The sequence below is a fragment of the Hydrogenophaga sp. 70-12 genome, from assembly GCF_001897365.1.
GTDB lineage: Bacteria > Pseudomonadota > Gammaproteobacteria > Burkholderiales > Burkholderiaceae_C > Hydrogenophaga > Hydrogenophaga borbori.
Genome location: NZ_MKSS01000412.1, coordinates 13,260 through 37,086 on the forward strand (window position 1 = coordinate 13,260; position 23,827 = coordinate 37,086).

General features: G+C 73.2%; 19 protein-coding genes and 1 pseudogene. 18 read left to right on the forward strand and 2 right to left on the reverse strand.

The features are described 5' to 3' along the window. The first annotated feature begins 4 nt into the window (after positions 1-4). The 12 genes and pseudogenes from BGO22_RS21335 (at position 5) to BGO22_RS21390 (ending at position 11,260) form a co-directional block, all read left to right on the forward strand. Positions 5-1,141 (forward strand): acyl-CoA dehydrogenase family protein, encoded by a 1,137-nt coding sequence (locus tag BGO22_RS21335; protein WP_286852398.1) that lies wholly within the window; start codon positions 5-7, stop codon positions 1,139-1,141. Position 1,142: 1 nt separating this feature from the next. Beyond that, positions 1,143-1,925 carry an enoyl-CoA hydratase/isomerase family protein gene (locus tag BGO22_RS21340; protein WP_286852399.1) on the forward strand — a complete coding sequence of 261 codons (783 nt, stop codon included), beginning with the start codon at positions 1,143-1,145 and terminating at the stop codon, positions 1,923-1,925. A 117-nt stretch (positions 1,926-2,042) separates the two neighbouring features. Then, a complete protein-coding gene (locus BGO22_RS21345; RefSeq protein WP_286852400.1) occupies positions 2,043-2,663 on the forward strand; it encodes a DUF4126 domain-containing protein in 621 nt (206 codons plus the stop codon). Further along, positions 2,660-3,976, forward strand: coding sequence for an adenosylmethionine--8-amino-7-oxononanoate transaminase (gene bioA / locus BGO22_RS21350; protein ID WP_286852401.1), 1,317 nt, complete (start codon positions 2,660-2,662; stop codon positions 3,974-3,976). The genes BGO22_RS21345 and bioA overlap by 4 nt, the downstream gene beginning before the upstream one ends. After that, positions 3,966-5,195 (forward strand): 8-amino-7-oxononanoate synthase, encoded by a 1,230-nt coding sequence (locus tag BGO22_RS21355; protein WP_286852402.1) that lies wholly within the window; start codon positions 3,966-3,968, stop codon positions 5,193-5,195. The genes bioA and BGO22_RS21355 overlap by 11 nt, the downstream gene beginning before the upstream one ends. Next, positions 5,195-5,905: a dethiobiotin synthase gene (gene bioD, locus BGO22_RS21360; protein WP_286852403.1), complete on the forward strand. Its 711-nt coding sequence runs from the start codon at positions 5,195-5,197 to the stop codon at positions 5,903-5,905. The genes BGO22_RS21355 and bioD overlap by 1 nt, the downstream gene beginning before the upstream one ends. Beyond that, positions 5,898-7,907, forward strand: coding sequence for an acetyl/propionyl/methylcrotonyl-CoA carboxylase subunit alpha (locus BGO22_RS21365; RefSeq protein ID WP_286852404.1), 2,010 nt, complete (start codon positions 5,898-5,900; stop codon positions 7,905-7,907). The genes bioD and BGO22_RS21365 overlap by 8 nt, the downstream gene beginning before the upstream one ends. A gap of 19 nt (positions 7,908-7,926) precedes the next feature. Further along, complete coding sequence (locus BGO22_RS21370; protein ID WP_204744027.1) at positions 7,927-8,847, forward strand: 2-hydroxyacid dehydrogenase; 921 nt, start codon at positions 7,927-7,929, stop codon at positions 8,845-8,847. Positions 8,848-8,858: 11 nt separating this feature from the next. Continuing rightward, positions 8,859-9,770, forward strand: coding sequence for a hydroxymethylglutaryl-CoA lyase (locus BGO22_RS21375; protein WP_070400414.1), 912 nt, complete (start codon positions 8,859-8,861; stop codon positions 9,768-9,770). Between the two features lie 4 nt (positions 9,771-9,774). After that, positions 9,775-10,275, forward strand: a pseudogene (locus BGO22_RS21380) (YbaK/EbsC family protein); the annotation flags it as partial. 92 nt (positions 10,276-10,367) lie between these two features. Beyond that, entirely contained in the window at positions 10,368-10,592 is a 225-nt protein-coding gene (locus BGO22_RS21385; protein ID WP_070400413.1) for a DUF1289 domain-containing protein, read from the forward strand. Then, positions 10,589-11,260 (forward strand): 2-hydroxychromene-2-carboxylate isomerase, encoded by a 672-nt coding sequence (locus BGO22_RS21390; protein ID WP_286852405.1) that lies wholly within the window; start codon positions 10,589-10,591, stop codon positions 11,258-11,260. The genes BGO22_RS21385 and BGO22_RS21390 overlap by 4 nt, the downstream gene beginning before the upstream one ends. Positions 11,261-11,276: 16 nt before the next feature. Here BGO22_RS21390 and BGO22_RS21395 read toward each other — a convergent pair whose 3' ends face one another. After that, positions 11,277-12,569 (reverse strand): serine hydrolase domain-containing protein, encoded by a 1,293-nt coding sequence (locus BGO22_RS21395; protein WP_286852406.1) that lies wholly within the window; start codon positions 12,567-12,569, stop codon positions 11,277-11,279. Positions 12,570-12,625: 56 nt separating this feature from the next. Continuing rightward, positions 12,626-13,720 carry a substrate-binding domain-containing protein gene (locus BGO22_RS21400; protein ID WP_070400410.1) on the reverse strand — a complete coding sequence of 365 codons (1,095 nt, stop codon included), beginning with the start codon at positions 13,718-13,720 and terminating at the stop codon, positions 12,626-12,628. A 236-nt stretch (positions 13,721-13,956) separates the two neighbouring features. Between BGO22_RS21400 and BGO22_RS21405 the strand changes: the two genes are divergently transcribed. The 6 genes from BGO22_RS21405 to BGO22_RS21430 form a co-directional block, all read left to right on the forward strand. Further along, complete coding sequence (locus BGO22_RS21405; RefSeq protein ID WP_204744030.1) at positions 13,957-14,430, forward strand: type III secretion system chaperone family protein; 474 nt, start codon at positions 13,957-13,959, stop codon at positions 14,428-14,430. 84 nt (positions 14,431-14,514) lie between these two features. Then, positions 14,515-14,997: a type III secretion system chaperone family protein gene (locus tag BGO22_RS21410; protein ID WP_070400408.1), complete on the forward strand. Its 483-nt coding sequence runs from the start codon at positions 14,515-14,517 to the stop codon at positions 14,995-14,997. Between the two features lie 62 nt (positions 14,998-15,059). Next, a complete protein-coding gene (locus tag BGO22_RS21415) occupies positions 15,060-18,698 on the forward strand; it encodes a hypothetical protein (protein WP_286852408.1) in 3,639 nt (1,212 codons plus the stop codon). Between the two features lie 76 nt (positions 18,699-18,774). Then, positions 18,775-20,499, forward strand: a complete 1,725-nt coding sequence (locus BGO22_RS21420) for an NADH-ubiquinone oxidoreductase-F iron-sulfur binding region domain-containing protein (protein ID WP_286852409.1) — start codon at positions 18,775-18,777, stop codon at positions 20,497-20,499. Next, positions 20,496-23,324, forward strand: a complete 2,829-nt coding sequence (gene fdhF, locus BGO22_RS21425) for a formate dehydrogenase subunit alpha (protein ID WP_286852410.1) — start codon at positions 20,496-20,498, stop codon at positions 23,322-23,324. Before BGO22_RS21420 ends, fdhF begins: the two co-directional genes overlap by 4 nt. Before the next feature lie 70 nt (positions 23,325-23,394). Beyond that, a partial coding sequence (locus BGO22_RS21430; protein WP_286852411.1) for a universal stress protein occupies positions 23,395-23,827 on the forward strand: 433 nt, incomplete at its 3' end.

The following is a 23,827-nucleotide window of genomic DNA, read 5'->3' on the forward strand; positions in this document are numbered from 1 at the left end:
AGCCTTGGAACCCACGATCTACGACACCCCCGAGCACCAGACCCTGCGTGAGCAGGTGGCGCGCTTCATCGCGCGCGAGGTCGAGCCGCACGGCATGGCCTGGGAGCAGCAGGGCTTCGTGCCGCGCGAGGTGCTGCGCCGCATGGGCCAGGCCGGCCTGCTGGGCATTGCCTTCGAGGGCGAATACGGCGGCGGCGACGCCGATGCGCTGACCAATCTGGTGTTCGCCGAGGCGCTGTCGCAGAGCACCTTCGCCGGCTTCGTGATCACCGTGCTGGTGCACACCGACATGGCCGGCCCGCACCTGCACCACGCCGGCAGCGCCGCGCAGAAGGCCCGGCACCTGCCCAAGGTCTGCGCGGGCGAATCGATCTGCGCCGTGGCGATCACCGAACCCGGCGCCGGCTCCGACGTCGCCGGCATCCGCACGCGCGCCGTGCGCGAGGGCGATGAATGGGTGCTCAACGGCACCAAGATGTTCATCACCAACGGCGTGCACGCCGACCTCTACTTCGTCGCGGCCAAGACCGGGCCGGGCAAGCGCGAGGTCTCGATGTTCATCGTCGAGAAGGGAACGCCCGGCTTCAGCGTGGGCCGCGCGCTGCACAAGACGGGCTGGCTCAGCTCGGACACCGCCGAGCTGGTGTTTGACAACGTGCGCCTCCCCGCCGCCAACCTGCTGGGCGAGGAGGGCAAGGGCTTCTACGCGGTGATGAAAAACTTCCAGACCGAGCGCATCGCCCTGGGCGCCATGGCCGTGGGCCATTGCCAGCGCGCGCTGCAGCTCACGCTGGACCACGTGCGCCAGCGCCAGGCCTTCGGCGGGCCGCTGTGGGACCAGCAGGTGATCCGCCAGCGCCTGGCGATGCTCGACGCCAAGGTGCGCGCGGCGCGCCAGTTCATGTACCACTGCGCCTGGGCGGTCACGCAGGGCAAGGACATCGTGCAGCAGGTGTCGATGCTGAAAGCGCTCACCGGCGAGCTGGTGAACGAGGTGGTGCAGACCTGCCAGCAGTTCCACGGCGGCATGGGCTTCATCCGCGAGACCGCCATCGAGCGCCTGTGGCGCGACGCGCGCGTGCTGGCCATCGGCGGCGGCGCCACCGAAGTGATGCTGGAAGAGGTTGCGAAGAGGTACTGACATGAGCGATGTGATCGAGGTTTCCCGCCCCAGCGCGCACGTGGCGCGCGTCTGGCTCAACCGCCCCGATGTGCGCAACGCCTTCAACGACGAGGTGATCGCCGCGCTCACGCACGCCTTCGGCGCGCTGTCGCAGGACGCGGACCTGCGCGTGGTGGTGTTGGGCGCGCACGGCAAGGCCTTCTGCGCCGGCGCCGACCTGAACTGGATGAAGGCCATGGCCGGCTACTCGTGGGAAGAGAACCGCGCCGACGCCCAGCGCCTGGCCGACATGCTCTGGACCCTGGACCAGTGCCCGGTGCCCGTGGTGGGGCGCGTGCAGGGCGACTGCTACGCCGGCGGCATGGGCCTGGCGGCCATCTGCGACGTGCTGGTGGCCGTGGAGGGCGCGACCTTCTGCCTGTCCGAGGCGCGCCTGGGCCTGCTGCCGGCCACCATCAGCCCCTACGTGGTCCGCGCCATGGGCGCGCAGGCCGCGCGCCGCTACATGGTCACGGCCGAGCGCTTCAGCGCCGCGCAGGCCCACGCCCTGGGCATGGTGCACGAGCTGGCCACGCCCGAGACGCTGGACGCCACGGTCGACGGCATCGTGGCCACCCTGGCCAACAACGGCCCGGCCGCCGCGCGCGCCTGCAAGGCCCTGGTGCGCGACGTCGCCGGCCAGCCGCTCACGGCCGAGCTGCGCGCCGACACCGCGCGCCGCATCGCCGACATCCGCGCCAGCGAGGAAGGCCGCGAAGGCCTGGCCTCCTTCCTGAACAAGCGCGCGCCGAACTGGCAGTGAGATGAAGCTGCCCCCGCGCCGCTTTGCGGCTCCCCCCACTCTCGCCTTCGGCGGGAGTGGGGCGCACCCAGAGGCCTGGCAAGGCCAGTGCCTCGGGTGCTCCGGAGGCAACGCGACATGAATGACGCACTGCAATCCCTGGGCACGCCCGAGCTGCTGGCGCTGGCCGCCGCGCTCGGCTGGGCCAGCGGCCTGCGCCTGTACCTGGTGGTTTTCCTCACCGGCCTGGCGGGCTGGATCGGCTGGCTCGAGTTGCCGCCCGGCCTGCAGGTGCTGCAGCACCCCGCGCTGCTGGGCGCCAGCGGCTTCATGCTCTTCATCGAGTTCTTTGCCGACAAGATCCCCTGGGTCGACTCCCTCTGGGACCTGGTCAACAGCGTGATCCGCGTGCCGGCCGGCGCCGCGCTCGCCGCCGGCGCGCTGGGCGCCGACAGCGCCACCCTGGCGCTGATGGCCGCGCTGCTGGGCGGCACCCTGGCGGCCACCAGCCAGGCCGCCAAGACCAGCGCGCGCGCGGCCGCCAACGCCTCGCCCGAACCCTTCACCAACCTGGGCTTAAGCCTGCTCGAAGACGGCCTGGTGGTGGCCGCGCTCTGGTTGGCCACGAACCACCCCCTGGTGTTTGCGGTCCTGCTGGTGGTTATCGTGCTGGCCATGTGGTGGATCACGTGGACGCTGTTCCGCTTCCTGCGCGCCGTCTGGCGCCGCGCGCTGGGGCGGGCACAAGAACCGGTATGACGAACAACGGATCGGCCATGCCCGAGCTGGCCGCGCGCAGCCTGGCGCGCGTGTGGCACCCCTGCACCTCGATGGCGCGCGCCGCGCAGCGCCCGCCGCTGCCCCTGGCGCGCGGCGAAGGCCCCTGGCTGTTCGACAGCGAGGGCCGGCGCTACTTCGACGCCATCTCCTCCTGGTGGGTCAACCTGTTCGGCCACAGCGACGAGGGCCTGCGCGCGGCCATCACCGCGCAGTTGAACACCCTGCCGCACGCCATGCTGGCGGGCTGCACGCACGAGCCCGTGGTGCGCCTGGCCGAGCGCCTGTGCGCGCGCAGCGGCGGCGCGCTGGCGCACGCCTCCTTCGGCAGCGACGGCGCAAGCGCGGTCGAGATCGCGCTCAAGCAGAGCTTTCACGCCTGGCGCAACCAGGGCCTCGAGGGCAAGCGCGGCTTCGTCGCCCTGCGCGGCGGCTACCACGGCGAGACCCTGGGCGCGCTCTCGGTGACCGACGTGGCCATCTTCCGCGACGCCTACGACCCGCTGCTGATGCGCAGCCGCCTGGTGGACGCGCCCGACAGCCGCCTCGGCAATGAAGACCAGGCGCTGGCCGCGCTGGCCGCGCTGCTGGCGCGCGAGGCCGATCAACTGGCCGCCGTGCTGATCGAGCCGCTGGTGCAGGGCGCCGCTGGCATGGTGATGCATGCGCCGCGCTACCTGCGCGAGCTGCGCCGCCTGTGCACCGCGCACGGCGTGCACCTGATCGCCGACGAGATCGCCGTCGGCTGCGGGCGCACCGGGCGCTTCTTCGCCTGGTCGCACACCGAGCCGGCGGGCCCGGCCGATTGGCCCGACTTCCTGCTGCTGTCCAAGGGCATCACCGGCGGCACCCTGCCGCTGTCGGTGGTGCTCAGCGGCGAGGCCGTGTTCCAGGCCTTCTGGTCCGACGACCCCGCGCGGGCCTTCCTGCACTCGCACTCCTACACCGGCAACCCGCTGGCCTGCGCGGCCGCCAACGCGGTGCTCGACCGCTTCGACGCCGGCCAGGAGGCGCGCTGCGCCGAGCAGGCCGCCTGGCTGGCCCAGGCCTTCGCGCCGCTGGCGCAGGACGATCGCGTGGCGCACCTGCGCCAGCGCGGCACCATCCTGGCCTTCGACCTGCCGGGCGCGGCGGCCGATGTCGCCGAGCGCTTCCACCTCGCGGGGCGCGCGCACGGGCTGCTGATCCGGCCCATCGGCCGCACGGTCTACCTCATGCCGCCGTACCTCGTCGACCCTCCCACCGCGGCCTGGCTGGCCGAGGCCGTCACGGACACGCTGAACGATGTGGTTTGAGCACCTGAACCAGCGCCTGGACGACCTCGACGCGCGCGACCTGCGGCGGCGCCTGCGCGTGGCCGACAGCGGCACCGCGCCGCGCCAGCGCGTGCGCGATCCGCGGGGCGGCACGCGCGAGCTGCTCATGTTCTGCGGCAACGACTACCTGGGCCTGGCCGCGCACCCCGCCATCGCCGAGGCCCTGGCCGAGGGCGCGCGGCGCTGGGGCGGCGGCTCGGGCGCCTCGCCGCTGGTGAGCGGCCACAGCGCCGCGCACGCGGCCGTCGCGGCCTGGCTCGGCGAGGCCTTCGCCGGGCACATTCCCCAGGCCCGCGCGCTGGGTTTCTGCACCGGCTACATGGCCAACCTGGGCGTGCTCACCGCGCTGGGCGACGCCGAGGTCGAGCTCTTCTGCGACCAGCTCAACCACGCCTCGCTCATCGACGGCGCGCGCCTGTCCCGGGCGCGCGTGAGCGTCTACCCGCACGCCGACACCGTGGCCCTGGCCGCGCGACTGGCCGCCAGCGCGGCGCCGCGCAAGCTCATCGCCACCGACAGCGTGTTCAGCATGGACGGCGACATCGCTCCCCTGCGCGAGCTGCTGGCCCTGGCCGAGGCGCACGACGCCTTGCTGGTGGTCGACGACGCGCACGGCTTCGGCGTGCTGGGCGAGGACGGCCTGGGTGCCCTGCAGCTGCTGGGCCTGCGCAGCCCACGCCTGGTGCTGATGGGCACCCTGGGCAAGGCCGCGGGCCTGGCCGGCGCCTTCGTGGTGGCGCACGACCGCGTGATCGAATTCCTGCTGCAGAGCGCGCGCAACTACATCTTCTCCACCGCCGCGCCGCCGCTGCTGGAGCACGCCGTGCTCACCTCGCTGCGGCTCATCCAGGGACCCGAGGGCCGGCGGCGCCGCGCCGCGCTGCGCGAGCGCGTCGCCCAATGGCGCGCGGGCGCCCAGGCCCTGCTGGCGCGCCACGCCGGCCTGGGCTGGCGGCTGATCGATTCGCAGACGCCGGTGCAGGCCCTCGTGGTGGGCGGCAACGCGCCGGCCATGGCGCTGTCGGCGCGGCTCGAGGCCGAAGGCCTGCGCGTGCCGGGCATCCGCCCGCCCACGGTGCCGGTGGGCAGCGCGCGGCTGCGCGTGACCTTGTGCGCCAGCCACGCGCCCGAGGACGTGGACCAGCTGCTGCACGCCCTGGAACGCGCCGCGCTGTCCGTGGCGCTGGAGGTGGCCTGATGCAAGGCCTGTTCGTCACCGGCACCGATACCGAGATCGGCAAGACCTGCGTCAGCGGCGGCCTGGTGCACGCGCTGCAGGCGCGGGGCTGGCGCGTGGCGCCCTTCAAGCCCCTGGCGGCCGGCCAGCGGCAGGACGCCGACGGCCGCTGGTTCAACGAAGACGTGCGCCACCTGCACGCGGCCCAGGCCCTGGGGCTGAACGAGGCCGAGGTCGGGCCCTTTCAGTGGCGCGAGGCCTGCGCGCCGCACATCGCGGCCGCGCACGAAGGCCGGCCGGTCGAGCGCGCGGCCGTGCTGGCGGCGGCGCGCGCGCTCGCCGCACGCGCCGACCTGCTGGTGGTCGAAGGCGTCGGCGGTTTTCGCGTGCCCCTGCTGCCGGACTGGGACACGGCCGATCTCGCGGTCGACCTGGACCTGCCCGTGCTGCTGGTCGTGGGCTTGCGCCTGGGCTGCCTCAACCACGCCGCCCTCACCGCCGAGGCCGTGCGCGCGCGTGGCCTGCGGCTGGCGGGCTGGGTGGCCAACGCGGTCGACCCGGCCTTTGCCCACGCCGACCTCAACCTGTCATCGCTGCAGGCGCTGCTGCGGGCGCCCTGCTGGGGCCGCGTGCCGCGCCTGGCCGATCCCACGCCGCGCGCCGTCGCGCCGCACCTCACCCTGGACCACGCGCCCGCGTGGCCATCCACCCGGAGACCCTCCCATGTTTGACAAGATCCTGATCGCCAACCGCGGCGAGATCGCCTGCCGCGTCGCCGCCACCGCGCGCCGCCTGGGCGTGAAGACCGTGGCCGTGTACTCCGACGCCGACGCGCGCGCCAAGCACGTGGCCGCCTGCGACGAGGCCGTGCACATCGGTGGTTCCGCGCCCAAGGACAGCTACCTGCAGTGGGAGCGCATCCTCGCGGCCGCCCGGGCCACGGGCGCGCAGGCCGTGCACCCGGGCTACGGTTTCCTCAGCGAGAACGAGGCCTTCGCCGACGCCTGCGCCAAGGCCGGCCTGGTCTTCATCGGCCCGCCCTCGTCGGCCATCGAGGCCATGGGCCTGAAGGCCGAATCCAAGCGCCTGATGGAAAAGGCCGGCGTGCCCCTGGTGCCCGGCTACCACGGCACCGACCAGGACCCGGCCCTGCTGCAGCGCGAGGCCGACCGCATCGGCTACCCCGCGCTCATCAAGGCCAGCGCGGGCGGTGGCGGCAAGGGCATGCGCGTGGTGGAAAAAAGCGAGGACTTCGCCGCCGCCCTGGCCAGCTGCCAGCGCGAGGCGCGCAACAGCTTCGGCAGCGACGCCGTGCTGATCGAGAAGTACGTGCAGCGCCCGCGCCACATCGAAATCCAGGTCTTCGGCGACACGCAGGGCAACTGCGTCTACCTGTTCGAGCGCGACTGCTCGGTGCAGCGGCGCCACCAGAAGGTGCTGGAGGAGGCGCCCGCGCCCGGCATGACGCCCGCGTTGCGCCAGCGCATGGGCGAAGCCGCGGTGGCGGCCGCGAAAGCGGTGAACTACGTGGGCGCGGGCACGGTGGAGTTCATCGTCGAGCAGCCCGAGGGCTACGACCACCCCGAGGCCATGCGCTTCTACTTCATGGAGATGAACACGCGCCTGCAGGTGGAGCACCCGGTGACGGAGGCCATCACCGGCCTGGACCTGGTGGAGTGGCAGCTGCGCGTGGCCTCGGGCGAGCCCCTGCCGCTGCGCCAGGACCAGCTGCGCATGAACGGCCACGCCATCGAGGCGCGCATCTGCGCCGAGAACCCCGACAACCAGTTCCTGCCGGCCACCGGCACGCTGCAGGTCTACCGCAAGCCGGCGCACACCGCCTTCGAGCGCGGCACCACCCGCGTGGACGACGGCGTGCGCGAGGGCGACGCCATCAGCCCCTTCTACGACTCCATGATCGCCAAGCTCATCGTGCACGGCGACAACCGCGAGCAGGCCCTGGCGCGGCTGGACGCGGCCCTGGCCGAGACCCGCATCGTCGGCCTGGCCACCAACGTGCAGTTCCTGCGCCACGTGGTGGCCAGCGAGTCCTTCGCCACGGCGCGGCTCGACACCGCGCTCATTCCGCGCGAATCGGCCGTGCTGTTCCAGCAGGACCGCGTGGGCACGCCCACGGCCGTGGCCGCCGCCGTGGCCCAAACCCTGCTGGGCGAACACGCGCTCGAAGGCGCCGACCCCTTCTCGCGCCGCGACGGCTTCCGCTCGCACGGCCTGACCACGCGCCGCTTCGACTTCGAGGTCGCCGGCGCCACGCTGCAGGCCACGCTCACCTACGGGCGCGGCGGCGCGCTCACGCTGGCGCTGGGCGACGTGCAGGGCCCGCTGGTGGTCGAGCCGCTGGCTGGCGAACGTTTCGACCTGCAGTTCGCCGGCCGCCGCGACACCGTGCAGACCTGGACCACGGGCGAGACCGTGCACGTGTTCTGCGCGCGCGGCGCCACCAGCCTGGTCGAGATCGACCTGCTGGCCCACGCGGGCGAAGGCGAGGGCGAGGGCGGTCGCCTCACCGCGCCCATGCCCGGCAAGGTCGTGTCCTTCGCCGTGAAGGCCGGCGACGCGGTGAAGAAGGGCCAGCCGCTGGCGGTGATGGAGGCCATGAAGATGGAGCACACCATCGCCGCGCCGGCCGACGGCACCGTGGCCGAGCTGCTCTACGCGCCCGGCGACCAGGTGGCCGAGGGCGCGGAGCTGCTCAAGCTGGCCGCGCATTGAGGAACCCACGCTTCGCACCATGCACATCACCGTCTGCCTCAGCCAACAGAAGCCCGAACCCTGGCAGGAGGGCCTGCGGGCCGCGCTGCCGGATGCCACCGTCAGCGTCTGGCGGCCCGGCGCGCCCGCCGCCGACTTCGCGGTGGTCTGGGCGCCGCCCCAGGCCTTCTTCGACGAACAGCCGGGCCTGAAGGCCGCGTTCAACACCGGTGCCGGCGTGGACGCCCTGCTCGGCCTGCGCGTCGCGCCGTCCACGCGCCTCGTGCGGCTCGACGACGCCGGCATGTCGGTGCAGATGGCCGAGTTCGCCTGCCACGCGGTGATTCGCCATTTCCGCGAGTTGGACGCGTATGAGGCCGAGGTGCGCGAGGGCCGCTGGAGCTACCGCAAGCCGCGCGCCCGCGCCGACTTCCCGGTCGGCGTGATGGGCCTGGGCGTGCTCGGCGAGCGCGTGGCGCGCGCGCTCACGGTGTTCGACTTTCCCGTGCACGGCTGGAGCCGCTCGCCCAAGGCCATCGACGGCGTGCGCTGCCACGCGGGCGAGGCGCAGCTCGACACCTTCCTGTCGAGCTGCCGCGTGCTCATCAACCTGCTGCCGCTCACGCCCCAGACGCAGGACATCCTGAACCGCCGCACCCTGGGCCTGCTGCGCCCGGGCGGCTACCTGATCAACCTCGCGCGTGGCGCCCACCTGGTGGACGAGGACCTGCTGGCCCTGCTCGACAGCGGTCACCTGGCCGGCGCGGCGCTCGACGTCTTCCGCACCGAACCCCTGCCCGCCGGGCATGGTTTCTGGAACCACCCGAAAATCACGCTCACGCCGCACACCTCGGCCCGCACCCTGCGCGAAGAGAGCATCGCGCAGATCGCGCGCAAGATCGCCGCGCTGCAACGCGGCGAAGCCGTGGCGGGCGAGGTGGACCGCCAGCGCGGCTATTGAAAGGACATCCCATGAACCAGCTCCCTCAGCGCGTCAAGCTCGTCGACGTCGGCCCGCGCGACGGCCTGCAGAACGAGAAGCAGCCCGTGCCCGCCGCGGTCAAGATCGAGCTCGTGCACCGCCTGCAGGCCGCCGGCCTGACCGAGATCGAGGTCACCAGCTACGTGAGCCCCAAGTGGGTGCCGCAGATGGCCGACAACCACGAGGTCATGCAGGGCATCCAGCGCCGCGCCGGTGTGCGCTACTCGGTGCTGACGCCCAACCTGAAGGGCTTCGAGGCCGCGCTGGCCGACCGGCCCGACGAAATCGTGGTCTTCGGTGCCGCCAGCGAGGCCTTCAGCCAGAAGAACATCAACTGCAGCATCGCCGAGAGCATCGAGCGCTTCGCGCCCGTGGTGGCGGCGGCCAAGGCCAAGGGCATCGCCGTGCGCGGCGCCATGAGCTGCACCGTGGGCTGCCCGTACGAAGGCGAGGTGCCGCCCTCGCGCGTGGACTACCTCGCCGGCCTCATGAAGGGGATTGGCGTGGAGCACGTGGGCGTGGCCGACACCATCGGCGTGGGCACGCCGAAGAAGGTGCAGGCCGCCTTCGAGGCCACCTTCAAGCACTACGGCGTCGACCAGGTGTCGGGCCACTTCCACGATACGTACGGCCAGGCCGTGGGCAACACCCTGGCCGCGCTGGAGATGGGGGTGTGGCAGTTCGACGCCTCCGTGGCCGGCCTGGGCGGCTGCCCCTACGCCAAGGGCGCCACCGGCAACGTCGCCACCGAGGACGTGGTCTACCTGCTGCACGGCATGGGCATCGCCACCGGCATCGACCTCGACGCCCTGATCGACGCCGGCGCCTACATCAGCCAGCAGCTGGGCCGGCCCACCAACTCGCGCGTGGCGCGCGCCGTGCTGGCCAAGCGCCAAGGCTGAGCGCATGACGCCGGTGTCCGAACTGCAAACCTCCCCCGCCATCCGCCGCGTGGCCGAGCGCCTGGCCGCGCTGGGCCACGCGCACGCGCCCGTGATGCTCGACGACGCCGCGCGCACCGCGCAGCAGGCGGCCGACGCGCTGGGCGTGGCCCTGGGACAGATCGCCAAAAGCATCATCTTCCGCCGCAAGGGCGACGAGCGCGCGGTGCTGGTCATCACCTCCGGCGACCGCCGCGTGGACGAGAAGCGCGTGCAGGCCCTGGTCTGCGGCGAGGGCCACAAGCTGGGCCGCGCCGACGCCGACTTCGTCAAGGCGCAGACCGGTTTCTCCATCGGCGGCGTGTCGCCGCTGGCGCACGCCCACGAGCCCGTCACGCTGATCGACCGCGAGCTGTTCCGCTTCGACGTGGTCTGGGCCGCGGCGGGCCACCCGCACGCCGTGTTCCCGCTCACGCCGCAGGAGCTGGAGCGCTACACCGGCGCGCCCGTGGCCGACGTGGTCCAGGGTGACGCGGGCCCCCACGCGCCGCCGCTGCGCGGGTCGCTGCCCCCCGCGGGGGCGGATCCGGCTGGCGGCGGCCCGGCGCCGGATCGCGCATGAACGCGCCCGAACGCCCCAACTTCAAGCGCGCCCGCATGCGCCAGCCCGGCGTGGCCGTGCCCTCGCCCTGCCTGAGCGTGTGCCGGCTCGACGAGCGCCGGGGCCAATGCGTGGGTTGCCTGCGCACGCTGGCCGAGATCGGCGCCTGGAGCCGCATGAGCGACGCCGACAAGCTGGCCGTGTGGGCGCAGCTCGACACCCGGGAGCCGATCGCCGAATGAAAGACGTCCAGTTCTTCTACGACCCCATCTCGCCCTACGCGCACCTGGCCTTCGCGGCCTTGCCGCAGGCGCTGATGGGCCACAGCGTGGCGCTGCACTACCGCCCGGTGCTGTTCGCCGGCCTGCTCAAGGCGCACGGCCAGCTGGGGCCGGCCGAGATCCCGGCCAAGCGCGACTGGACCTACCGCCAGGTGCAGTGGCTCGCGCACACGCACGGCATCCGGCTCGAGCTGCCCGCCACCCACCCCTTCAACCCGCTGCCGCTGCTGCGCCTGGGCCTGGCCACCGCCGTGGACGAAGCGCCCGGCGAGACCAGCCGCTACGTCACCGAGCTGCTGTTCCAGCACGTCTGGCACGGCGGGGCCGACGCGGCCGATCCGGCGCGCCTGGCCGATCTGCGGGCGCGGCTGCAAGACCACATGGCCCAGCGCGGCCGGGCCTGGGTCGAGCCCGACAGCGATGTGGTGAAGCAGCGCCTGCGCGCCAACGGCGAACAGGCCCTGGCCCTGGGCCTGTTCGGCGTGCCCGCCCTGGTGGTGGACGGGCGCCTCTTCTGGGGCTTCGACGCCCTGCCCATGCTCAAGGCCTGGCTGGACGGCGACGCCTGGTTCCAGGGCGGCGCCTGGGAGGCCGCCGCGCGCACGGCGGTGGGCGTGCAGCGGCGCTGAACGCGGGGCGCGCGCCTCAGCGCCGCGCCATCAGGTGCTTGGCCAGCGCGTGGTACGCCGGCAGCGAGTTCGGGTCGTTGGCCGCGTTGCCGGCCGTGGGGTGCGAGGCGAAGCGCGCGATCACCATCTCCGCCTTCGGGTCGATGTACAGCGCCTGGCCGTGCACGCCGCGGGCCATGTAGGCGCCGTGGTCGTTGTGCGTCACCCACCACATGTTGCGGTAGCTCCAGCCCTTGAGCTGGGCGTAGCCGGCCTTCTCGAAATCGGCCTTCGAGCCGCCGCGCCGGATGTCGGCGATGGCCGCGCGCGGAATGATCTGCTGCCCGCCCAGGCGGCCGCCGTTGCGCAGCAGCTCGCCCACGCGCGCGAGGTCGCGCAGGCCCGCGTTGAGCCCGCCGCCGGCGAAGGGCGTGCCGATCGAGTCGACGGTGAAGTAGGCGTCCTGCTCGGCGCCGATGCGCCGCCACAGGCGCCGCGACAGCAGCTCGGCCACCGACTGGCCGCTGACCCGCGCGATCACCCAGCCCAGGGCGTCGCTGTTGGCGGTCTTGTAGCCGAAAGCCTCGCCGTGGTGGCCCTGGGGCTGCACCGTCTGCAGGTACTCGAAGTAGCTGCGCGGGCCCTGGTAGCCGGCGGGCTTGGGCAGTGGGCTGCCCGCCTGCGCGTGCTGCCAGACGTCGGCCTGGGGGTCGGCGTAGTCCTCGCTGAAGCGGATGCCGGTGGTCATGTCCAGCAACTGGCGCACGGTGGCGCTGCCGAAGGCCGAGGCCGCGAGCTCGGGCACGTAGTGGTCCACGCGCCGGTCCGGGTCCAGCCGGCCTTCGGCCACCAGCACCGCACCCAGCAGGCCGGTGAAGGACTTGGTGACCGACATCAGGCCGTGCTGGCCTTCTTCGGTGAGCGCGCCGAAGTAGCGCTCGTAGACGATGCGGCCGCGGTGCAGCACCACGATGCCATCGGTGTAGTTGAGCGCGAGCGATTGCGCCCAGGTGATGGGCTCGCCGCCGCCCAGCGGGGTGAAGCGCAGGCCGTCGATGTCGCCGCGTTCGGCGCGCGGCAGCGGCCGCGGCGCGCCCAGTCCGCGCGAGACCTGCACGGTGGGCATCAGTTCGCGGAAGTGCGCCACGCTCCAGCGCCAGGCCGGGAAGTCGGCGTAGCTGCCATCGGCGAAGCGGATGGTGCGCTCGGCCGGCGGCGGGGCGCCCTTCATCCAGCCCAGCCGGGCGGGGTCACTGGCCTCGGCGTCGGGGGGCGCGGCGGGCGCGGGCAAGGCCGCGAGCAGGGACAGGGACAGCAGCAGGGATCGCATGGGGTCTTCCTCCGATGGGCCAGTAGACGGCGCCCGTGCGCGAGCGTCAAGGCGGCTCAGCCGCCGAAGGCCTCGGCCAGCGTCAGCACGCGGCCGGTCTGCGCCGCCTCGTAGCCCTTGAGCGCCGCGACCCGCGCGCGAAACGCCGGCGAGCGCAGCACCGCCAGCACCGGCCGCAGGCCGGGGCGCTGCGAGGCGTCGGCCGGCACCGCGAAGAAGTAGCGCTCGCGCAGCAGCGGAATGAAGTGCAGGCCGAAGCGGTGCGCCGCCGTCTGCACGCCGATGCCGGCGTCGGCCATGCCGCTGGCCACGTAGGCGGCCACGGCCGCGTGCGTGAACTCGGTGTTGTCGTAGCCCAGCAGCGAGCGCGGCGCGATGCCCTGGCGCTGCAGCAGCAGCTCGATCAGCACGCGCGTGCCCGAGCCCTCGGGCCGGTTCACGAAGCGCAGGCCGGGCCGCGCGAGGTCTTGCAGGCCACGCAGGCCCAGCGGGTTGCCCGGCGCCACGAACAGGCCCTGCGTGCGCACGGCCAGGTGCACCAGGCGGTGCTGCTCGGGCCGCAGCCAGGCCAGGTAGCGCTGCGCGGCCGCCGCTTCGAATTCGCCCAAGGGCACGTGAAAGCCGGCCAGGTCGCACTCGCCGTGCGCCAGCGCGGCCACGGCCTCCAGGCTGGAGCGGTAGCGCAGCTCCACCGGCACCTGGCGCGCCGCCAGCTGCTCGCGCAGCGCGGCCACCGCGAAGCCGTGGCTGGCGTGCAGGCGCGCCACGGCGGGGGCGTGCGGCCGCACGCGGCCCAGCTCGCCTTCGAGCTCCGAGGCCAGGGATTCCAGCAGGGGTTGCAAGCGCGCGCCGATGCGCGCATCGGCCCACACCAGCTTTTCGCCCAGCCCGGTCAAGGCCGAGCCGCGCCCGCGTCCGCGCAGCAGCAGCGGTTCGCCAAACAGGGCCTCGGCCTGGCGCAGCAGGCCCCAGGCGTGGCGGTAGGACAGCCCGGCCTCGCGCCCGGCCTGGGCGATGCTGCCGGTGGCCTGCACGGTGGCCAGCAGTTCGAGCAGGGGGGTGGCGTCGAGCGGGGCGTCGTCCGCGCGGCCCACGCGCCAGCGTGGTTGCAGGCTCACGCGCAGCGGTTCGGGCGGGGGGCGGACGGCCATGGCGCGGCGGCTATGTGAATGGCCGGACATATTAAGCGAGCCGCCGCGCGCGCTGGCCGGTCGAGCGGTGCGGGGGCTGGGCCCTGTGCGTTTCCTGACGTGATGAATTGGTAGAGAACCCGCATCGGCCATCGGGATACCTAAGGTCCGCCTTTTGCATGAATGACGTTCAGGCGTTCGCGAGGAGGGGATGGATGGGCCTCGTGAGCGTTCCGACAACACACAGGACGCCCCGCATGACCGAACCCCGTGCCACCGATTTGCTCGAGCGCTTGTTGAACGCGCTGTCCGAGGAACTGCCCGCCGACCGGCCCCTCGCCCCACCACGGGGCGAGGGGCCGTTTCTCTTCGATGTCGAGATCGCCTCGATGCCCGTGACGCTGCGGTGCGATCCGCGGCATTCGCCGGCCTGCCTCACGGTGGCCTGCCCGCTCGGCCCCGTGCCCGAAGGCGACGCCCTGGCCGAGGCCGCGCTGCGCCAATTGCTGCGCGTGAGCCAGCTCACGGCCGGCTCGGGCACCGTGGCCGGCTACGAGCCGGGCGATCGCCGCCTGCACCTGCTGCACGTGGTGCCCTTGGCCACCGCGAGCGCGCGCCTGCTGCTGGCCACCATGACCGGCCTGGCGCACATGGCGCGGCGCTGGCGGGACGACCACTTCCTGGGTGCCGCGCCCCTGGCCGATGGCTTGAGCGCCAGCCTGCGCGCCTGAACGGCGCGGGCTCTTCGCGCCCGCGCCGGCCTTTGTTCCCTTTGTGCTTCGGCGCCGGCCCGGCCGGCAGGAGGGCGCAGGCCCATGCCAACCCCACCACCGACGTTCCGTTTCGCCACGCACGACCCGCGCCGCCTCCTGGTGGATTGGCTGGCGGCCATGCGCTGCGCCTGGTACCCGGTCGAACTCGGCGCCGCGCTGAACCCTTCGCTGGACCCCGGGTCGCTGCTCGCCGCCCAGTGCCGGGTGGGGACCGAGACGGTGCTGCTGCAGCACGACCTGGAGAACCGGCCCGACCACGCGCGCGTGGTCTGCGTGCTGGGACCGCTGCCCGGACGCGATCCGCTGCCGATGCTGCTGAGCCTGCTGCAGGCCAACCTGCTCATCGCCTTGCGGGGCCACGGCGCGGTGCTGGGCCTGGAGGCCAGCGCCGACGCCGTGTGCCTGACGGACGAGCTGTCGCTGGCCGAAGGCGCGGAGGCGGCCTTCCGCGTGCGCCTGCGCCACCTGGCCAGCCAGGCCGCGCGCTGGCGCCAGGGCCAGCTGTTTCCCGAAGCCTGGCCCTGATGCACCACGCGGGCCGACGCGAGCCCGGTGGCTTCCCGTTCCATTGACCCGCTGGCCTCTCCATGAACCCTTTCACTTCCCAGCCGCCCACGGCATTCCCTCGTCGTCGCTCGGCCTCGGCGCCGGTCGGCACGCTCCACGACCGGCCCAGCGCCCCGGGTGAGCGGCGGGGCGGCGACCCCGCCCAGGCCTCACCGCTGAAGCCCAGCGTCGTCCAGTCGGTGGACGAGCTGCTGGCCGGCGCGGTGTTCGATCCCCAGGCGGTGTTCAACAGCTACTGGACCGGCCAGTGGAATCCCCAGGATCCGCGCGGCAGCCTGTTCGGGCCATTGAAGGGGCCGGCGCTGTACGACGCCGTGGTGCAGGTGCTGCAGGTGGGGCAGGCGAGCCTGCGGACCCAGCGCCACGAGCTGAAGGCGTTCAACAACCTGTTCGAGCCTTTGCTGCACGAGGCGACCGCCGACGCCGAGGCCGCCACCGAGCCGCCCGAGCCGCCCGAGCCGCCGCCGTCGGGGTTCCCGGTGCAGGACACGCCGGGCCTGACCGACGCCGGCACCGATGCCGAGCCGGTGGTGGAGGCCTGCTTCCCGCCATGGCCTGCGCGCCAGGCGCCGCTGTCCGACCGGCAGGCGCGGCACACGGTCCACCTGCTGCTCGATCACCGGGAGGGCGCGGACCTGACCGATGCCTGGGATTCGCTGGGCCCGCTGGAGGGGATCGATCGGCTCAGGGCGCTCGACCAAGTCGAGCTCAGCCTGCACGAGCTCCTTGACATGCTCACGATCAGCGACGCCGATGGCCACCGGATCGCCGCCCTCATCGAGGCCATGCGGCAGGGCGTCGAGGTGAAGGAAGAGGACCGGCTGCTCGCGGCCTTGCTCCGGGGCGCGCACCCCGGCGACCGTGAGGCCCCGGCGCCGCTGGACATGGGGGGGCTGATCGATCGCTTGCGCAAGGGCAAGTTCGGTGAAGGCGACAACGCCGCTCTCATCGAGCTGTTTGGCGGTCGCACCGGCAGCGAGCTCTGGGACGCGATCAACGCGGTGGAGTGCGCTCTGCGCGAAGGCGCGCATTCGGGCGAGCGCACCCCGTTGTCGGAGGACGAGCGCGAAGCGGTGTTGTCCTGCCTCACGGCCTTGCGGCAAGGCCTGCTGCGCGAGAGCCTGTCGACAGCCGCCACCCTCGACGGGCTGATCGCCGAGATCGAGCGGTGGCCCGGACCGGGCGAGGCGCCGCCGACCCCGGTGCCCCCATCGGTGCAGCGCGAGCCGGACGCCCTGGGCGCGCTGGGCCAGCTCATCCACCGGGTGGGCGCCTTGCACGGACGCCAGCCTCGGGGCCTGAGCAAACACCCGCATTGGCTCGGCGTGAGGCTCGAGGCTTGCCGGCGGGTACTGCAACAAGGGGGGGTGGCCGCGCTGCAGCGCCTGCTCGCCCACCTGAGCCCGCCCCAGCAATGGCAGGTGCTGTCGACCCTGGTGGAAGACACGGCGCTGCTGAAGCAGTACCCGGCCCTGTTGGCGCTGGAGGACGACGTCTACCGGCACCGCATCGCCCAGCGACGGGGCGACCAGCCACTGAAGCGCGTGCGCGACTGGTACCGGCTGCTGTCGACCCAGGCCCGGGCCTGGGTGGTGCCGCCCGCCGTGCCCGCGGGCATCGGGGCCGAGGAGTGGGTGCGGGAACTGTGGATCCTGCTGTACCAGCGCCATCCCGAGCCCTCGCGCCAGCGGGCCGAACTGAGCCAGGCCCTGGAGCGCTACCAGCACGCGCTGGGCGTCAAGACGGACCGCGAGCACGCGGCGGCCCTGTGGCTCGACTCGGTGAGGGCGGCGTTGGCGGCGTCGACATCGGGGCATGCGCTGCTGGAGGTGCTGCGCCACCACCTGGGCCTGGACGCGAACGTCGCGCTGGCGCTCATGGCCGCGCTGGCGGAACCGGTGGCGTTCGACGACACCCAGCGGGTCTTGATCCGGCGCGCCGCCGCGATCCTGATGGCCGAGCACGACCACAGCCTGCTCTGCATCGCCTTGCCCTACCACAAGGCCAGGACGCCCCAGCGACTGAACATCTTCTATCCCCGTGCGGCCAGGCCGCACGCCTCGGCGGACACCCTGGACCACCACCAGAAACTGTTGAACCGATGGCGCGAACACGCGCCCCTGGTCGATCAAGACCTCCACCGGGTTCAGGCGTGGCTGTCGGACCCGCCCACCACCCGGACGGGTCCCGACGGGCAGGCCGTCGAACTCACCCCGGGCGAGCAGTGCGACCACCTGCTCTGCGCCATGGCACTGCCCCCCAAGCGCGTGGAGCTGGCGCTGTTGAAGATCGCGCAATCCAGCACGGACCCGGACGGGCGTGACAAGTACCTGCTGGTGCGGCGCCTGCTGTCCGAACTGGTCTACTCCGAACGCAACGACGCCCGCCGCAACCCGCCCATGAGCGCGTCCGCCATCCTGCTGCGCGCGCTGGGGGTGGCCGCCAACGGCGCGCGCGAAGGCGGTGCGCACGGTGTGGCCATGTTCGCGGTGCGCCTGGGCGCGCACTACATGGGCGGCTGGAGTTTTCCGTTGTTGGGTGGGGTCTGCATGGTCCTGTCGCTGTGGGCGCGGTACCACCTCGAACACGCCAAGTCGCCGGACTACCAGCTGAACCCGAGCCCGATTCTGGACAACCTGATCCGGTACGTTCCCGTGCTGAACACGGTGTGCCTGTCGGGGCTGCTGCTGTGCACGGGCATCCTGCCGGCGGCGAATGGCCTCGAGCTTCCCTTCGATCTCGGCGAGGCGCTGTACCTCATGAACGTCATGCGCGCGCTGCGCCAGGTCATGCAGAGCGGCACGCAGCCCCTGGCGCGCCTGTTCCGCCTGACCGACGCGCGCGGCGCGGGCCTGCCCGCCCAACTGACCTTCTTCGTGAACTGCGGCCGCGACGCCCTCTACATGGGCAGCTCGATCGGCTTTCTCTTCTTCCTTGGCCGGCACCTTGATGAACAAATGGCCGGATGGGGCGCGCCGCGCTCCACCGGCGACCGGCTGCTGCGGGAGCTGATGAAGACGCTGCCGTCGACGCTGAACGAAATGGTGGACGGCTTTAATCCCGACATCGCCATCCTGTCGGCCCGGTGGGTGTCCTGGCTGAAAGGCACCCTGGGGCTGGGCGACGACGACTTCCTGCTGCAACCCGGCGTGCCCCTGCAACCGGCGGCCGTGCCCGCGCACATGGCCGACCACATCGCCGGGCGCAGCGACATCGTCGGCCTGCAGGACCCGTTCAACACCGCGTCGGCGCTGGCGACCCACCTGGAACAGCACGGGCTGGCGCTGTTTTTCAAGTGGGTGGCGGTGGTGCTGAACGGGTTTCTCGGCGCCTTGCGCGGCCGGGAACTGAGCTACCTGAGGACCACCGACCCCAGGGCCTCGGCGATGGCGCCGCGCGACGGCTTCAACCCCCGGAACCCCGACGGCCTGCTGGTGGCGCTGGCCTACCTGGCGTCCGCGCTCGCCTCCCAGGTGCGCCAGGGGGCTCGCCACCTGGGGCTGTTGCAGGCACCGCCCCCGCAGGTCACGACACAGATGCCGCCTCAGGTGCGAGAGGCGCAGCGCCTCCGGACCCAGACGCTGCTGGCCTCGTCCCGGGGCCGGGACGCCGTGCCCGGCACCCCCCGGACGACCACCGACGACGCCCGCGAGTCCTGAACCGGTGCCGATCGGCGTCCATATAGGCAATGAGAAACATATTAAGTGCCGTGCATGGTGCTAGCCTGCCGGCACGATGAACCCGCCCCACGACACCCGCGCGGTCATCCCCATCCGCCCGCTGGACCGGCAGGCGCGTGGGGCCGCGCGCCGCACCCCCAAAGGCCGCCAGGTGGCGCCCGCCGCGCGCGAACGCGTGGCCGCGCTGTGCGCCGGCCTGGAGCCGCGCCCCGATCTGCTGATCGAGCACCTGCACCGCCTCAACGACGCCGAGGGCGCCCTGCGCCGGGGCCAGCTCGCCGCGCTGGCCGAGCGCCTGCGCCTGAGCCAGGTCGAGGTCTACGAGGTCGCGAGCTTCTACCACCACTTCCACGTGGTCGACGACGAGGCCGCCGCGCCCGCCACCACCGTGCGCGTGTGCACCAGCCTGGCCTGCGCCATGGCCGGCGGCGAGGACCTGCTGGCCCGCACGCGCGAGGCCTTGGCGGGCCGCGCCGACGTGGCGGTGGAGGAGGCCCCCTGCATCGGCCAGTGCCACCAGGCGCCCGCCGCCTGCGCGGGCCAGCGGCAACTGCCCCAGGCCACGGCCGAGTCCATCGTGGACCACGTGGCGCGCGGCGAGACCGGGCCGCGCCAACTGCCGCACCCGCTGCCCAACGACCTGGCGCAATTGGGGCGCCTGCTGGCGGGTGACCTCACGCCCGAGGGCGTGATCGCCGAACTCAAGGCCGCCCACCTGCGCGGCCTGGGCGGCGCCGGCTTTCCGGCCTGGCGCAAATGGGACACGGTGCGCGCGCAGCCCGGCCCGCGCCACGGCGTGGTCAACATCGACGAGGGCGAGGTCGGCACCTTCAAGGACTGGCTGGTGCTCAGCATGGGCGCGCCGCAGGTGCTGGAAGGCGTGCTGGTCGCGGCCGAGGTGGTGGGCCTGGACCACGTCTGGCTCTACCTGCGCGACGAGTACCACGACCTGCGGCCGATGCTGCAGCGCGAGATCGACGCGCTGGCGCCGCGCCTGCAGGCCCTGCGCGAGCGCTTCCCGCACTACCGGCCGCCGCGCGTCGAGCTGCGGCGCGGCGCGGGCGCCTACATCTGCGGCGAAGAGTCCGCGCTCATCGAGTCCATCGAAGGCCGGCGCGGCCTGCCGCGCCTGAAGCCGCCCATCGTGGCCATGAACGGCGTGTTCGGACGGCCCACGCTGGCGCACAACCTGGAGACCCTGTGGTGGGTCCCCGAGCTGCTGGCGCAGGGCGGGGCGGCCTGGGCCGCGCTGGGTCGGCGCGGGCGCCACGGCCTGCGGCGCTTCTCGGTGTCGGGCCGGGTGAACCGGCCCGGCGTGCACCTGGCGCCGGCGGGCATCACGCTGCGCGAGCTGGTCGACGAGTTCGCGGGCGGCATGCAGGCCGGCCACGAGCTGCGCGCCTACCTGCCCGGCGGCGCCTCGGGCGGCATCCTGCCCGCGTCGCTGGCCGACGTTCCGCTGGACTTCGACACCCTGGCCGAGCACGGCGCCTTCGTCGGCTCCATGGCCGTGGTGGTCATGAGCCAGCACGACAGCGTGCGCGACGCCGCGCTCAACCTCATGCGCTTCTTCGAGATGGAGTCCTGCGGCCAATGCACGCCCTGCCGCGCGGGCACCGGCCAACTGGTGCGCCTGATGCAGGCGCCGCGCTGGGACGCCGAGCGCATGGACGAACTCTCGGCCGTGATGCGCGAGGCCAGCATCTGCGGCCTGGGCCAGGCCGCGCCCAACCCGGTGGACAGCGTGCGCCGCTTCTTCGCCCCGGAGGTGGGCCTGTGAACACGAACGATCTGCCGCGCCACGCCGCGCCGATTGCCTTCACGCTCGACGGCCGCGCGGTGGAAGCCGCACCCGGCGAGAGCCTGCTGGACGCCGCCGAGCGCGCCGGCGTGGTGCTGCCCCGCCTGTGCGCCAGCGAGGGCCTGCGCCCGGCCGGCAACTGCCGCGCCTGTGTGGTCGAGATCGAGGGCGAGCGCGTGCTCGCGCCCTCGTGCTGCCGCGCGCCCACGGCCGGCATGGTGGTCAGGAGCGACACGCCGCGCGCCGCGAACGCGCGCCGCACCGTGCTCGAGCTGCTGCAGGCCGACGCGCCGGCCACCACCGCGCTCAAGCACGACAGCGAACTCGCGCACTGGGCGCGCGAGACCGGCGCGCGCGCCGGCCGCTTCGCGCCGCGCGGCGCCATCGGCGAGGACCTCAGCCACCCGGCCATGGCGGTGAACCGCGACGCCTGCATCCAGTGCACGCGCTGCATCCGCGCTTGCCGCGAGACCCAGGGCAATGACGTGCTGGGCCTGGCCTTTCGCGGCGGCCACGCGCAAATCGTGTTCGACCAGAACGACCCCATGGGCGCCAGCACCTGCGTGGCCTGCGGCGAGTGCGTGCAGGCCTGCCCCACGGGCGCCATCGCGCCGGCCAACGGCGCCTTCGCCAAGCCCTCGCTCCAGCGGGTCGACTCGGTCTGCCCCTTCTGCGGCGTGGGCTGCCAGCTGCGCTACCACGTCGATGAGAGCGGGCGCATCGCGCACGTCGAAGGCATCGCGGGCCCGGCCAACGAGGGCCGCCTGTGCGTCAAGGGCCGCTTCGGCTTCGACTACGCGCACAGCCCCGAGCGCCTCATGCGCCCGCTGATCCGCCGCGCCGACGCGCCCAAGGACCCCACGGCCATCGAACGGCGCGACTGGCGCGAGCTGTTCCGCGAAGCCAGCTGGGACGAGGCCCTGGACGCCGCGGCCGCGGGCTTCCGCGCCGCGCTGGGCGCCACCGCCGCGCGCGGCCGCGCCAGCCCGGTGGCGGGCTTCGGTTCGGCCAAGGGCACGAACGAAGAGGCCTACCTGTTCCAGAAGCTGGTGCGCACCGCCTTCGGCACGCACAACGTCGACCACTGCACGCGCCTGTGCCACGCCTCCAGCGTGGCCGCGCTCATGGAAGGCCTGGGCTCGGGCGTGGTGAGCAACCCGCTGCGCGACGTCGAACACGCCGAACTGGTGCTGCTGATCGGCGCCAACCCGGCGCAGAACCACCCCGTGGGCGCGACCTGGATCAAGAACGCCATCCGCCGCGGCACGCGCCTGGTGCTGGCCGATCCGCGGCGCACCGAACTGGCGCGCCACGCCTGGCGCTACCTGGGCTTCTCGCCCGGCAGCGACGTGGCCCTGCTCAACGCCATGCTGCACGTGATCGTGGCCGAGGGCCTCACCGACCCCGCCTACATCGCCGCGCACACGCGCGACTTCGACGCCGTCCAGGCCCACGTCGCGGCCTTCACGCCCGAGGCCATGGCGCCGGTCTGCGGCATCGAGCCCGAGGCGATCCGCGAGGTCGCGCGCGCCTTCGCCACCGCCAAGAGCGCCATGATCCTCTGGGGCATGGGCGTGAGCCAGCACGCGCACGGCACCGAGAACGCGCGCGCGCTGATCGCGCTCTCGCTGATCACGGGTCAGATCGGCCGGCCCGGCACCGGCCTGCACCCCTTGCGCGGCCAGAACAACGTGCAGGGCGCGAGCGACGCCGGCCTCATTCCCATGGTGCTGCCCGACTACGCGCGCGTCAACGACGCCTCGGCGCGCGAGCGCGCCGAGGCCCTGTGGCGCCTGGCGCCCGGCACCCTGGGCGCCGAGCCCGGGCTCACCGTGGTCGAGATCATCGAGGCCGCCTACCGCGGCGACATCAGCGCCATGCTGGTCCAGGGCGAGAACCCGGCCATGAGCGACCCCGATGCCGCGCACGCGCGCGCGGCGCTGGCGGGACTGAAGCACCTCGTGGTGCAGGACATCTTCCTCACCGAGACCGCCGCGCTGGCCGACGTGGTGCTGCCCGCCACCGCCTGGCCCGAGAAGACCGGCAGCGTGACCAACACCGACCGCTGCGTGCAGCTGGGCCGCAAGGCCGTGGCCTCGCCCGGCGAGGCGCGCGCCGACGCCTGGATCACCGAGCAACTGGCCCGCCGCCTGGGCCTGGGCTGGGGCTACGGCATCGCGCCCGACGGCTCGGGCACCGGCGACGGCGCGCAGGGCATCGGCGCCGTGTACGAGGAGATGCGCGCGCTCATGCCCAGCATCGCCGGCCTGTCGTGGCCGCGCCTGTGGCGCGATGGCGCGGTGACCTACCCCGTGAGCGATGAGCAGGACCCGGGTCAGCCGGTGGTTTTCACCGAGGGCTTTCCCATGCCCGAAGGCCGCGCGCGGCTGGTGCCCGCCGCGCTCGTGCCGCCGGCCGAGCGGCCCGACAGCGAGTACCCGCTGGTGCTCATCACCGGCCGCCAGCTGGAGCACTGGCACACCGGCAGCATGACGCGGCGCAGCGCGGTGCTCGACGCGATCGAGCCCAGCCCCGTGGTGAGCCTGAACCCCGCCACCGCCGAGCGTCTGGGCCTGCGCGCGGGCGCGCTGGCGCGTGTGCGTTCGCGGCGCGGCGCCATCGCCCTGCCGGTGCGCGTCGACGAAGCGATGCCGCCCGACACGGTCTTCATTCCCTTCGCCTACGCCGAGGCGGCGGCCAACCTGCTGACCAACCCCGCGCTCGATCCGCTGGGCAAGATCGCCGAACTCAAGTACTGTGCGGTGGACGTGCGGCCCGCGGCGCACGAGGCGGCGTCGGCTTGACCTGCCTCAAGCCCGGTGCCGCGACCCTGGCCCATCATGGGCCATCGATCCGCGACCACAGGAGGCCCGCATGTTCAAGAAGATCCTCGTTCCCACCGACGGCTCCGAGGTGGGGCACCAAGCCGCCGCCACGGCGGCCCAGATGGCCAGCGAGTCGGGCGGGCAGGTGGTGGGCGTCTATGTCATCGACCCCTTCCCCTACATCGGCATCGGCGACGCCTCGGCCGTGGGCCTGCAGGCCTACCTGAGCGATGCCAAGCGCGTGGCCGGCGACGCGCTGGACAGCGTGGCCAGCGCCTGCCGCGCGAAGAACGTGCCGTTCGCGGGTGACACCATCGAGCGCAACCTGGTGTGGGAGGGCATCCTGGAAACCGCCAAGGCCGAGGGCTGCGACCTGATCGTGATGGGCTCGCACGGCCGCCAGGGCGTCAAGGCCCTGATCCTGGGCAGCGTCGCGCAGAAGGTGCTGACGCACGCGCACATCCCGGTGCTGATCGTCAAGG